This is a genomic window from Thiomicrorhabdus sediminis (assembly GCF_005885815.1).
Lineage (GTDB): Bacteria > Pseudomonadota > Gammaproteobacteria > Thiomicrospirales > Thiomicrospiraceae > Thiomicrorhabdus > Thiomicrorhabdus sediminis.
In genome coordinates, this window is record NZ_CP040602.1 from 1,151,604 (window position 1) to 1,164,632 (window position 13,029).

The following is a 13,029-nucleotide window of genomic DNA, read 5'->3' on the forward strand; positions in this document are numbered from 1 at the left end:
GGTGAATAGGGTAGAATAGCGCCAGCAGAATTTTGGAGTAAATTATTATGTCTATTCGCCAGCCTACCGTTGGAGTTATTAGTCTTGGTTGCCCGAAAGCGACCGTTGATAGTGAGCGTATCTTGACGCAGTTACGTACTGAAGGATACCAGTTGACCAATAGCTATCAGGATGCCGATACCGTTATCGTCAATACCTGTGGTTTTATCGATAGCGCGGTGCAGGAATCTTTGGATACTATCGGTGAGGCTTTGCAGGAAAACGGTAAGGTAATCGTTACCGGTTGTTTAGGTGCCAAAGAACAGCAGATCCTTGATGTGCATCCAAAGGTTCTGGCCGTTTCCGGTCCAGCGGCTTACGAAGAAGTCTTGAGCGCCGTTCATAATGTGGTCGAGCCGCCTAGTCATAACCCTTTTGTTGATTTGGTGCCACCGCAAGGCATTAAGCTGACCCCTAAGCATTTTGCGTATCTGAAAATCTCGGAGGGATGTAATCACCGTTGTACCTTCTGCATTATTCCGTCAATGCGCGGTGATTTGGTAAGTCGTCCGGTCAGTGAGGTGATTTCCGAAGCGAAACGTCTAAAAGAGGCGGGGGTAAAAGAGCTGCTGGTGGTCTCTCAGGATACGGCTGCCTATGGTGTCGATACCCAATATAAAATGGAATTTGCCGAAGGTCGTCCAACCAAAACCTCAATGGTCGGTTTATCCGAAGCCTTGGGCGAGCTAGGTGGCGTTGATGAATTCTGGGTCCGTTTACACTATGTTTATCCTTATCCAAATGTTGAGGAAGTGATTCCTCTAATGGCCGAAGGCAAAATCCTGCCTTATCTGGATATGCCGTTACAGCACGCTAACCCTCGGGTACTCAAAGCGATGAAACGTCCCGGGAATGTCGAAAAGACACTGGAACGCATCAATAAATGGCGTGAGATGGTACCGAACCTGACGATTCGTTCGACCTTTATTGTCGGTTTCCCGGGCGAAACCGAGGAAGAATTCCAAGACTTACTCGATTTTATCGAAGCGGCGCAATTGGATCGTGTCGGTTGCTTCCAGTATTCACCGGTAGAAGGGGCCACTGCTAACGAGATCGCCGAGCAGGTACCGGATGATATCAAGCAAGAGCGTTTTGATCACTTTATGAAGTTGCAGCAGCAGATCAGTGCGGCAAAAATGCAAGCCAAAGTGGGTCAGGTCATGCAGGTTCTGATCGATGAAATTGACGATAAGGGTGCGGTCGCGCGTTCCATGGCCGATGCACCGGAAATCGATGGTATGGTGTTTATTGATGACGCTTTCCATCTGCAGCCAGGGCAGTTCGTCAAGGTTGAGATCATTGGTGCCGATGAATATGACCTTTGGGCGAAAACCATCGAAGAGTTTGAGCCACAGGAAAACTCTTATGTTGAGCTGGGTTAATTGAATTATTAGTCGAACAGGATTGTCGAGCCAGGTTCTCGCAAGCAATAAATTGGTGCTCTTGCACGATGCCTCTCAAAAGGAGCTTTTAAGCTCCTTTTTTTATCTCTTCAAATAACCTTTAAGCCTTTTCATTATGATTAAATCACGGTAGTCTATTAATGTTTCGATGATATTAATCCAAGCTAGGAGATTGATATGCAAAGAATTTTAATAGTCGGTGGTGGTGCCGGCGGTTTGGAGTTGGCGACCAGGCTTGGCAATACTCTAGGCAAACAAAAGCTGGCGCATATTACGCTGCTTGATCAGAACCGGGTGCATGTCTGGAAACCCTTATTGCATGAGGTGGTTGCCGGTTCTTTTGATACCGGCATGGAATCATTGAGTTATCGTGCCCACAGTGCCGACAACCACTACGATTTCCGTCTCGGTCGTTTGGCTTCGATTGATCAGGACAGGCAGAAGGTGGTGCTAGAACCTCAGTTTGACCATCATGGCAAACAGATCCTTGAATCACGCCAGATCTCCTATGATTATCTTGTTATCGCGGTCGGTTCGCAGTGTAATGATTTTGGCATCTCGGGTGTCAAAGAACACTGTTTCCGTCTGGATTCCGCCCCTGAGGCAGAAGACTTACATCTGACGTTTCTTAACCGTTTTCTGCAATTTTCCGAAGCCCAGGCCGGTCAGTTGGGTAGTTCCAATCAGCCGGTGCATATCGCCATTGTCGGCGGCGGAGCCACCGGAGTCGAATTGGCCGCGGAACTCTATAATGCGGTGGATCGTTTTGAGCAGGTAGGTATCCGTAAGATCCATCATCAAAGCCTAAGGGTTACGCTGGTTGAAGCGACCGATCGGATTTTACCGGTGTTGCCTGCAGAAATCGCCCTGAAAGCGCAAAAGACCTTGTTTAAACAGGGGGTTGACGTATTGACCAATGTGCAGGTTAAAGCGATTGAAGAGAACTGCTTAGTGACTCAGCAGGCTGAAGGCGAGCAAAGAATCAATGCCGATATTCTGGTTTGGGCGGCAGGAGTGAAGGCACCGGAATTTCTTAATAAGCTCGGTTTGCCGACGAATCGAATCAATCAACTGGTTTGCCAACAAAGCCTGTTGGTACAAGGATGCAGTAATATTTTCGCGCTAGGCGATTGCGCCTCGATAATGGGGGCAAATGAGCGTCCTGTTCCGGCCACGGCGCAAGCGGCCAGTCAACAGGCTAAGTTGTGTGGCGATAACCTTATTGCCTGTATCGATGAGAATCGCCGTGCATTAAAGCCATTTGTCTATCACGATCACGGCACCCTGGTTTCATTGAGCCGTTTTCAAACTTTGGGCAACTTGCTTGATGACCTGTTTCATAAAAACTGGTTTATCGAAGGCAAAATCGCCCACTGGGCTTATATCAGTCTGTATCGACAGCATCAGCATGCATTGCACGGCGGCTTTAAAACCTTGATTATGATGTTGGCTTCAAGTATTCAAAAGCGCATTAAACCCAAATTAAAGCTTTACTGATTGGCCGCACAAGCCAATTATCAGGCTGCAAGATTTTATTGCGGCGCTTGGAAAATGCCTTATTCGTTAGGCTCGGTCATCATGCCGCGACGTTCTCTTGCTTGATCAATCGTACCGATGCATTCGACATCGGTGTAACCGTTTTCCAGTAAACGATCGGTTGCCCGTTTGGCACGTTTACCAAGCTGGCAATAGACTTTAATCGGTGTGTTTTTATCGCTGATGTAATAGCCGATGTCATCAAGCAGTTGATCAATGGGGATATTCAAATCGCCTTTGATGTGATCAGCGGCATATTCGTCCGCATTGCGTACATCGAGCCAAACCGCTTGTGTGTCATCCATACTCGGTTTTTCGCCAGCGTGGTTATCGGCGATGGCCAATTGCAAAAACAGGCTGAATACTAAAAAGCTTGTGAAGATCAGCGCATTTTTTAAAAACGGGTTTGGTGATAATTGTGTCGTATTCATAACAACCTCCAATTTGAAACAGACGATTTGAAACCTAGGGTAAAATCAGTCGTGACCGGTCATCTTTTCGAACTCTAGCAGCATCTGTTGAGTGGTCAGAATACTGTCCGGGTTGAGGCTTAAAGAATCGACACCTAAGTTGACCAAGAATTTTGCCATTTCCGGGTAGTCGGACGGTGCCTGACCGCAGACGCTGGTATGCAGGTTGTTGCGTTTGGCACCTTCAATTGCCCATTGCAGCATTTTTTTCACGCCGTTATTGCGTTCGTCATAATTTTCCGCCACCAGTTCGGAATCCCTATCCACCCCCAAAACCAGTTGAGTCAAGTCATTGGTGCCGATGGAGATGCCATCAAAGTAAGGGGCGAATTCATCAATCAATAAAACATTATTAGGGATTTCGCACATCATGTAGATTTTTAGGCCGTTTTCGCCACGACGCAGGCCGTTTTGCGCCAAGGTGCTGATCACTTGTTTGGCTTCTTCGACACGGCGCACAAATGGAATCATGATTACTAGGTTGCTAAAGCCCATCTGTTCGCGAACTTGGCGAATCGCTTTGCACTCCAATTCAAATGCTTCGGCAAATTGTTTCGAGATATAACGTGATGCACCGCGAAAACCGATCATTGGATTCTCTTCTTTGGGTTCAAAAAACTGGCCGCCCAATAGGCTGGCGTATTCATTCGATTTGAAATCGGACAAACGAATCACCACCGGTTTTGGATAGAAGGCGGCGCATAAAGTGGCTATTCCCGAAGCGAGGCGTTCGACAAAAAAATCGCCGCCATTGGCATAGCGCTCAGTCAGCTGTTCGATTTGGGCGCGAATCTCGTTGTCGTCTATCTGATACGGTTTTAATAAAGCCATCGGGTGGGCTTTAATAAAGTTATTGATAATAAACTCCATTCTGGCCAGTCCGACACCCTGATTGGGTAAAAAACTGGTTTGAAACGCCAAATCCGGATTGGCGATATTGAGCATCAGCTGGGTTTTAGTCTCTGGCAGGTTGCTTAAGTCGGTTTGCGTCACTTGATAAGGGATCTTACCTGAATAGACCTTGCCAGTTTCCCCTTCGGCACAGGATACGGTGACAAAAGGGTTGTTATGCAGGGTTTCTGTGGCATTACCGCAACCGACAATCGCCGGTATTCCCAGTTCACGGGCAATAATCGCGGCATGACAGGTGCGTCCGCCACGGTTGGTGATGATCGCCGAGGCGATTTTCATAATCGGCTCCCAATCAGGGGTGGTGATGTCCGATACCAACACTTCGCCAGCCTTAAAATCATGAATGTTGTTGGCGCTGGCAATCACATGCGCTTGACCCTGAGCGATTTTTTGGCCAACACTGCGTCCGGTGGTCAGCACTTCGGTTTGTTTAGGCACATCAATCTGATAGCTGTGTAATAGATTGTGTGACTGCTGTGAGGCGACGGTTTCCGGACGAGCCTGGACAATATAGAGTTTGCCGTCAATGCCGTCTTTGGCCCATTCCATATCCATCGGCTTGGGTTTACCGGCTTTGTCGGAGTAATAGTCTTCAATGCGTATCGCATAATCGGCAAGTTGTAAAACCTCATGTTCGGCAAGACAGAATTGCTGTTGCTCCGCGGGTGCGGTGGCGATATTCACAACCGGATTTTTAGTGGTGTCTTTGGAATACACCATTTTGATTTTCTTATTCCCCAGGTGTTTTTTGAATATGGCTCTAAAGCCTTGTTTGAAGGTCGGTTTGTGAATATAGAATTCATCCGGTTCCACTGCGCCTTGGACCACGTTTTCTCCCAGGCCGTAGGCGCCGGTGATAAAGGCGGCGTCTTTAAAACCGCTTTCGGTATCAATCGAGAACATCACCCCGGAACAGGCCAAATCGGAACGTACCATTTTTTGCACACCGATAGACAGGCCTACCGAGAAATGATCAAAGCCGTTATCAAAACGATAGTGGATCGCGCGGTCGGTGAAAAGGCTGGCAAAACAGCGTTTGCAGGCATTGATTAAAGCACTTTCACCCTGCACGTTAAGATAAGTGTCCTGTTGACCGGCGAAACTGGCGGTGGGTAAATCTTCGGCCGTTGCCGAGCTGCGAATCGCCAAGCTGATGTCGCTATCAAACTGTTCGGTTAATTGCTGGTAAGCCTGAATGATTTCCGCTTCCAGCTTGTCCGGTAACCTGGCATTGAAAATTAAATGGCGAATCTCGTTGCCGCTTGCCGCGAGCGCGGTGACGTCATCGGCATCAAGCGGGTCAAGAATGCGATGCAAATCGTCTTCAAGCTGATTTTCTTTGATTAAGGCAAAGTAGGCTTCAGCGGTAATGGCAAAACCATTCGGCACCAATATGCCTTGGGGTGTGAGTGCTTGATACATTTCACCTAAGGAGGCGTTTTTTCCACCCACCAAAGGGATGTCTTCAATACCGATTTCATTGAAAAAACGGATGTATTGCATTTGTGCCATATCAATGCCTCGCTAGCTTGATGATTTAAAATAGGCTCAAAGTAAGTATCGGTAAAACGCCGTAAAACGATTACCGGATAAATCTAGTTTAGCGGTTAATTGGTTGAGCTGTAAAACAAAGTTTCGGTGTTTTTAAATCGTTTTCAATTATCTTGAGTGAAATCAGGTTTTTTCCAATAAAGTAGGGCGCTACAATATGCGGAGATTAAAAAATTAAGTGATAAGATGTCTGACACGAGTTTTTGCCAAGGCTTTGAGCCAATCTGTGCGGAGAATCCTACCTGGATGGTTTTGGGAACCATGCCGAGTGTGGTCTCATTAAAAGAGGCTTTTTATTATGCGCATCCAAGAAATGCGTTCTGGCCGATAATGCATCATTTAACCAATTGTCCGGTGGATTCGATCGAGGATAAGGTTAACTTGGTAAAACAGGCTAAGCTGGTTCTTTGGGATGTGCTCGATCATTGTCAGCGTCAGGGTAGTTTGGACAGTGATATCAAAACACCGCAAGCGAATGATTTCGAGTGGTTGTTCAGACAATATCCGCAGATTAGAACCGTGGTATTCAACGGGCAGAAAGCCGCCCAATTGTTTCAGCGTCATGTCATCAAAAAACAGCATCTTCCCGAAGATTTAGAGCTGATTGTCTTGCCGTCGACCAGTCCGGCCAACGCGGCATTAAAATTTGCAGATAAACAGTTGTTTTGGCAAGAAAAATTATCTGGTTTGGTGTAAAATACCGCGTTTCTTGTTTACGTCATGAAATAAAGTCGGCGTTAACCTGTTCTTACAATTCATTATTTTGGGAGATTTGCCTTGAAAGCAGACAGCCATAATGTCTCAAACGACCCTGCGGTTGTTTCAGAACTTTTATCCCCTGCGGGAACTTTAAAAAATATGGAATACGCCTTTGCCTATGGTGCCGATGCGGTTTACGCCGGTCAGCCACGTTACAGTCTGCGTGTCCGAAATAATGAATTCGATTTAGAGAACTTGGAAAAGGGGATTAACCGCGCTCACGAATTGGGCAAGAAGTTTTATGTGGTATCAAATATCGCCGCGCATAACTCCAAGGTCAATACCTATATGAAAGACATTGCGCCGGTTATCGCGATGAAACCGGATGCGTTGATTATGTCCGATCCGGGGCTGATCGCGATGGTGCACGAACAGTATCCTGAACAGGAAATCCACTTGTCGGTGCAGTCCAATGCGGTGAACTGGGCGACGGTCAAGTTCTGGTACAACAATGGCGTGCGCCGTGTGGTGCTGTCGCGTGAATTGTCGATTGCCGAGATTCGCGAAATCCGCGAAAAAGTACCGGAAATGGAGCTGGAAGTGTTTGTCCACGGGGCGTTATGTATCGCTTATTCAGGGCGTTGCCTGTTATCCGGTTATATCAATAAACGTGACGCCAACCAGGGAACCTGTACCAATGCATGTCGTTGGAACTACAACACCTATGAAGCCAAAGAAGATGTCACCGGTGATGTCGTGGGCACACCAAGAGTGGATGTGGCCAATATTACCGATTTAACCGGTACCACCGATCGCGCCGCACCGGAAGTGGCGAGCAATGTGCCAGAAGCGGCAGAACCTACACTTGGCATTGGTGAAACCACCGATGAAGTCTTGTTGCTGGAAGAAGAAGGTCGTCCGGGTGAATTGATGCCGGCGTTTGAAGACGAGCATGGCACCTATATTATGAACTCGAAAGACCTGCGTGCGGTCGAGTTGATTCCTGAATTGGTTGATATGGGGGTGCACTCGTTGAAGATCGAAGGGCGCACCAAGTCGCATTATTATGTGGCGCGTACCGCACAGGTGTATCGTAAGGCGATTGACGATGCCTTAGCCGGTAAAGAGTTTGACCGCAGTTTGTTGGACGACCTGGAAAGCCTGGCAAGCCGTGGTTACACCGAAGGTTTCTTGCGTCGTCACGTGCATTCCGAGTACCAGAACTACGAATACGGTGTCTCGAAATCAGAGCGTCAGCGTTTTGTCGGTGAGGTGGTTGATATTGTTGAGCGCGATGGCCGTTCGATGCTGGAAATAGATGTGAAAAACAAGTTCTGCGTTGGTGACTCGATTGAAATCATGAGCCCGGCAGGCAATGTCTCCATGGTATTGGATCATATGCAGACCCATCACGATGAAGTGGTTGATTGTGCTAAAGGTTCCGGCTGGTTGGTACGAATCCCGAATCCGTTTAAGGATCTGGATCGCGAGACTTTGATGTTTGGTTTGGTGATGCGTAACGAATCATGGGGCGGAGACGTCAAACGTGATGCGGCGGCACGTAAAGTCAAACAAGAACAAGAAGCCAAAGATGCTGTTAATCGTTCAGCCGCTAAAGAGTCGGCAGCCGGGTAATAACGCATGGCTTTAAAGATTCTAGAAGGTTGCATCAATTGCGACATGTGTGAACCGGAATGCCCGAATACGGCGATTTCAATGGGCGAAAAAGTCTATGAAATCAATCCGGATTTATGCACCGAATGTGTCGGCTTTTATGATAATCCGACCTGTATCAGCGTCTGTCCGATTGACGTCATTATCACCGACCCGGATCGGGTCGAAGATAAGGACACGCTTTACCAGAAGTTTCAAAAGCTGGTCCATGAAGACAAAATTTGATTTGCTTATTACTTGTTAAGTAGAAACCGCCTCAGGGCGGTTTTTTTATAGCCGGGTTTTATCGATTCGCCATGTATCAATAGAGTTTATTGCTAGAAATTACTTATCTTGATGGTGAGGGGCTTTTGTTTATCGTTATTTGGGATAAGATGGAGTTATTACAATTTAGTGCTGTTAGAGGAGTTTGCAATGGCAAAGAAAATGCAATTAATCAGTTTCAAGCTTTGTCCTTTTGTGCAGCGTGCGGTGATTGTGCTGCTTTATAAATCGGTCGAGTTCGATATCAGTTATGTTGATCTTTCCAATCCGCCGGATTGGTTTAAAGAAATCTCACCTTTGGGACAGGTGCCTTTATTGAAGGTTGCCGATGAGGTGTTGTTTGAATCCTCGGTCATTCAAGAGTATGTTGATGAAGTCACGCCACCGAGTCTGCATCCATCGGATCCGTTGCAAAAAGCCAAAAACCGGGCATGGATCAGCTTTGGGGGGGAACTGTTTATGTTGCAGTATGGCTGGAGTCATGCCAAGTCGGAGAAGGTGTTCCAAGAAAAGGCCGATCAGCTGCGCGCCAAGTTTATGCAATTGGAAAATGCTCACAGCGGGCAGAGTTATTTTAACGGTAAAGACTTCGCGCTGATTGATGCGGCCTATGCGCCTTTATTTATGCGTTATAGATATATCTCCGAATTATCCGGTATGGAGCTGCTGCAGGATTGTCCGAACCTGAGCCGTTGGGTGGATAATTTATTGGCTTTGGATTGCGTGCAGCAGTCGGTGGTGGAAGAGTTCGAGCAGATATTTAAAGACTCTATTGTCAAAGCCGATGGTTATATCGCTAAGTTGCTTGATGATAATACCCTTTAGTCAATCAATACTGGATATTAATGAGACCGATAAAAAACCTGTCAATTGGCTATCTCAATAAACAAAACCTGGTCATGCTGTGCGCTGCTTTGTTAGCAGCAGGCTGTTTCAATGCAGCCAAAGCGCAACCGCCGGCAAATTCTGCAATAAAACCGCTTACACTTGCGCCCTTAAGTGAGAGTGAGCAGCAGTGGGTTGCGGATAGGGTTTATCAGAATGAATGTGCTTCAAACCCGAAGTACCTGACCTATTGGAGCCAGGCGGAGGAGTTTCCCTCTTTTGGTATTGGGCATTTTATCTGGTATAGACAGGGGCAGGAGCAGATTTACCAACAGACTTTTCCGCAAATGGTAGCCTATGTGAGCCAGTATCAGGCGCCACCAAAGTGGCTTGCCGAATTGAAGCCTTTTGTTGCCCCTTGGCGTAACAAAGCCGAATTTGATCAGCAGTCGGATTCGCTGCAGATGCGACAGCTTAGGGATTGGTTGTTAGCAAGCCGACGTTGGCAGGGGGCGTTTATTGTCGATCAGTTTACCCAGCGTGTCGCTAGCGGTTTACAAAGGCCGTCGCTGCGGCCTCGGCAACGATTGCGTTATAACGCGATTATCGAGCGAATGCTGAGTTTCAAGCAAGGGCGTTTTGCGTTGATTGACTATGTCAATTTCAAAGGTATCGGCAATAGCCAAGAACAGTATCAAGGGGAGCAGTGGGGCTTGTTTTCGGTCTTGGAACAGATGACGTCGATAGATATTGATGGCTTAAGCAACCGCGTGCTTTTGCAAAAATTTATCGATGCGGCCAAGGCGCGTCTGCAACGGCGGGTTGAATTGGCGCCGAAACATAGAGCTGAGCAGCGATGGTTGACCGGTTGGTTCAAGCGTCTCGATGCTTATGGTAAAGATTAGTTTATTGCGAAGTTTTACGCTAAAAATAAAAAAAACGCCTGCGAGCATAGGCCTGCAGGCGTTTTTTGGCGTTATCGGTTTTGCTGTTTAGCGAAAAGCGGCGCCGTGTTTGAAGCCGAATTTACGCAAGAAAATAACCATTGGGCAGAAACCAGTCATTGCTGAAAACATCAGGTTCACACCAACGAAACCAGTCAGGTATAACCATTCCGGCGCGTGGTATACGCTTAATAGCGCGCTTGCCAAAACCATAAAACCTGCAACCAACATTACAATTCTTTCAATTGCCATAATAAACATCCTTGTTAATTAACCGTGTCGTTTTAATGTATTCAAAATGACGTTTCTTAGCCAAATATAAGAAAACATTAATATTTTGACTGTGGATTCTAGCACTTTTATATAATTAAACAAGTTTTTAAAATCGATAGTTAGATAGCGTTTTTTGTAGAAAAGAGGTTATTTGTTATTGTTTTTATTCAAAAATATAGGTTTTACTTTAAATATTCCGTTGAAATCCGTATAATCCTGACTCTAATTTTTAGCGATTGAGTCGCGTAACTGAACGCCGACTTGATTGACCCTTTCAATAATCGAACTTTGAGATTTGAACATGCAAGTAACTGTAGAAAAACCAGAACAAGGTCTTGAACATAAAATGACCGTATCGTTCCCATCAGACAATATGACAGCTGATGTAAACAAGCGTTTGAACGAAATTCGTCGTACTGTAAAAATGGATGGTTTCCGTCCTGGTAAAGTACCACTTAATGTCGTAAAACAACGTCACGGAGCTCAGGTTCAGCAAGAAATCATGGGTCAGGCGCTACAAAAAGCGTTTTATGATGCAACAGAACAAGAAGGTATTCAGGTAGCGGGTTACCCAGTATTTGAAAACCTAGACGACAAAGACGGTGAAGTAACTTTCACAGCACGTTTTGAAGTTTACCCTCAGATTACTTTGCCTGAATTCAGCGGTGTGAAGATGGAAACCATCACTGCAGAAGTAACTGATGCCGATGTCACCAAAATGATTGATCGTCTACGCGAACAGCGTATGGCTTGGAAACCGTCTAAGAGTGCGGCGAAAAAAGCTAAGAAAGGTGAGCAGGTCATTATCGACTTCCTAGGTAAGATCGACGGTGAAGCGTTTGACGGCGGTTCGGCTGAAAACGTTCCTCTAGAACTAGGTTCTGGTCGTATGATTCCTGGTTTCGAAGATGGAATCATTGGTATGAAAAAAGGTGAAGAGAAAGTTATCGAAGTATCTTTCCCGGAAGATTACCATGCTGAAAACCTAAAAGGTAAAGCGGCAACTTTCGATGTAACGGTTCACTCTATCTCTACTAAGGTTCTTCCTGAAATTGATGAAGAGTTTGTTCAGTCATTCGGTATCGAAGCAGGTACTGAAGAAGCACTTAAAACAGAAATCAAAGACAGTATGGAAAAAGAGCTTAAGCGTGCCGTAGATGCTCATAACCGTAATGCAGCGATGGAAGCAGTTCAGACTGTTGTTGATGTTGAATTGCCAAAAGCCTTAGTTGATCAGGAAGTTAAGAGCTTGATGGATCGCACTGTGCAGAACCTTCAGCAGCAAGGAATGAAAGCGGAAGACGTTAATATCGAATCAAGCCATTTTGAAGACGAAGCGCGTCAGCGTGTTAAGCTTGGTTTGATTATCGGAGATATCATCAAGGCGAATAATCTTGAAGCGTCTAACGAAGATGTTGAAGCGTTTATTTCTGAACAGGCTTCTTCTTATGAAGATCCTAAAGAAGTGATCGACTGGTATGCGAAAAACCCAGGTGCACGATCTGAAATCCGTGCGGTATTGGTAGAAAACAAAGTGGCTGAAAAAATCATCTCTGAAGCGAAAGTGAAAGAAGTGAAGAAGTCATTTGATGATGTCATCAATACTCAACAAGGAGCATAAGCCTTAATTTAAAGTGCTTTTGCCTGCTAATGACCCGGCTTTGAAAGTCAGTCATTCCGCAAATAAACTTAGCCCCGAGGATAAAATTCAAACTTGTCCTCGGGGTTAAGTTTTTTTTTGCCTCGGAAAAGGCTAATATACCCCTATAGAGACTTTGCCAGTGAAGTCCGAATTATGAAAAAATAAATAAAATAGGAAACCCAGCAGGATATGGATAGCATGATTGAAAACGCACTTGTACCAATGGTAATCGAACAGACCAGCCGTGGTGAACGCTCTTATGACATATATTCCAGACTTTTAAAAGAGCGCGTGATTTTTATGGTGGGACCTGTTGAGGATCATATGGCCAACCTGATTGTTGCGCAAATGCTGTTTTTAGAGTCAGAGAACCCGGAAAAAGATATACATCTGTATATCAACTCTCCAGGTGGTAGTGTAACAGCGGGTATGGCGATTTATGACACCATGCGTTTTATCAAGCCTGATGTGAGCACCATGTGTATTGGTCAAGCGGCAAGCATGGGATCTTTCCTACTGTCTGCCGGTGCCAAAGGCAAGCGTTTCGCGTTACCGAATTCACGTGTGATGATTCACCAGCCATTAGGTGGTTTCCAAGGGCAGGCGAGTGATATTCAGATTCATGCGCAGGAAATTTTACAGATTAAAGAGAAATTGAATCAGGCGTTAGCCGATCATACTGGTCAGGATATTGAAACCATCGAACGTGATACCGACCGAGATAACTTTATGAGCGCGCAACAGGCGTGTGATTATGGTTTAATTGATAAAGTGTTAACCAATCGTTAAGGCAGTAC

The 13,029-nt window shown here is 45.9% G+C and carries 12 protein-coding genes; 9 read left to right on the forward strand and 3 right to left on the reverse strand.

The features are described 5' to 3' along the window. Nucleotides 1-47 precede the first annotated feature (47 nt). Together rimO and FE785_RS05260 are read left to right on the forward strand one after the other, a co-directional pair. Nucleotides 48-1,421, forward strand: coding sequence for a 30S ribosomal protein S12 methylthiotransferase RimO (gene rimO, locus FE785_RS05255; RefSeq protein ID WP_138564758.1), 1,374 nt, complete (start codon nt 48-50; stop codon nt 1,419-1,421). A gap of 198 nt (nt 1,422-1,619) precedes the next feature. Beyond that, a complete protein-coding gene (locus tag FE785_RS05260) occupies nt 1,620-2,939 on the forward strand; it encodes an NAD(P)/FAD-dependent oxidoreductase (protein WP_138564759.1) in 1,320 nt (439 codons plus the stop codon). Nucleotides 2,940-2,998: 59 nt separating this feature from the next. Here FE785_RS05260 and FE785_RS05265 read toward each other — a convergent pair whose 3' ends face one another. Then, the gene (locus FE785_RS05265) at nt 2,999-3,409 is read right to left on the reverse strand and encodes a rhodanese-like domain-containing protein (RefSeq protein ID WP_138564760.1); all 411 of its coding nucleotides are present in this window, start codon (nt 3,407-3,409) and stop codon (nt 2,999-3,001) included. Between the two features lie 45 nt (nt 3,410-3,454). Then, a complete protein-coding gene (gene ppsA / locus FE785_RS05270) occupies nt 3,455-5,872 on the reverse strand; it encodes a phosphoenolpyruvate synthase (RefSeq protein ID WP_138564761.1) in 2,418 nt (805 codons plus the stop codon). A gap of 225 nt (nt 5,873-6,097) precedes the next feature. On the opposite strand from ppsA, the gene FE785_RS05275 reads away from it, so the two are divergent. The 5 genes from FE785_RS05275 (at nt 6,098) to FE785_RS05295 (ending at nt 10,278) form a co-directional block, all read left to right on the forward strand. Beyond that, on the forward strand, nt 6,098-6,607 hold the full coding sequence (locus FE785_RS05275) for a DNA-deoxyinosine glycosylase (RefSeq protein WP_138564762.1): 510 nt from the start codon (nt 6,098-6,100) through the stop codon (nt 6,605-6,607). Between the two features lie 81 nt (nt 6,608-6,688). Beyond that, complete coding sequence (gene trhP / locus FE785_RS05280) at nt 6,689-8,245, forward strand: prephenate-dependent tRNA uridine(34) hydroxylase TrhP (protein WP_138564763.1); 1,557 nt, start codon at nt 6,689-6,691, stop codon at nt 8,243-8,245. A gap of 6 nt (nt 8,246-8,251) precedes the next feature. Next, complete coding sequence (locus FE785_RS05285) at nt 8,252-8,509, forward strand: YfhL family 4Fe-4S dicluster ferredoxin (protein WP_138564764.1); 258 nt, start codon at nt 8,252-8,254, stop codon at nt 8,507-8,509. Nucleotides 8,510-8,698: 189 nt separating this feature from the next. Further along, nucleotides 8,699-9,373, forward strand: coding sequence for a glutathione S-transferase family protein (locus FE785_RS05290; RefSeq protein ID WP_138564765.1), 675 nt, complete (start codon nt 8,699-8,701; stop codon nt 9,371-9,373). Between the two features lie 20 nt (nt 9,374-9,393). Next, complete coding sequence (locus FE785_RS05295; protein WP_138564766.1) at nt 9,394-10,278, forward strand: hypothetical protein; 885 nt, start codon at nt 9,394-9,396, stop codon at nt 10,276-10,278. 87 nt (nt 10,279-10,365) lie between these two features. Here FE785_RS05295 and FE785_RS05300 read toward each other — a convergent pair whose 3' ends face one another. Next, complete coding sequence (locus tag FE785_RS05300) at nt 10,366-10,569, reverse strand: YgaP family membrane protein (protein ID WP_138564767.1); 204 nt, start codon at nt 10,567-10,569, stop codon at nt 10,366-10,368. 322 nt (nt 10,570-10,891) lie between these two features. Here FE785_RS05300 and tig point away from each other — a divergent pair, with 322 nt between their 5' ends. Both tig and clpP read left to right on the forward strand, forming a co-directional pair. Further along, nucleotides 10,892-12,211, forward strand: a complete 1,320-nt coding sequence (gene tig / locus FE785_RS05305; protein WP_138564768.1) for a trigger factor — start codon at nt 10,892-10,894, stop codon at nt 12,209-12,211. A 210-nt stretch (nt 12,212-12,421) separates the two neighbouring features. Further along, complete coding sequence (gene clpP, locus FE785_RS05310; protein ID WP_138564769.1) at nt 12,422-13,021, forward strand: ATP-dependent Clp endopeptidase proteolytic subunit ClpP; 600 nt, start codon at nt 12,422-12,424, stop codon at nt 13,019-13,021. The last annotated feature ends 8 nt before the right edge of the window (nt 13,022-13,029 follow it).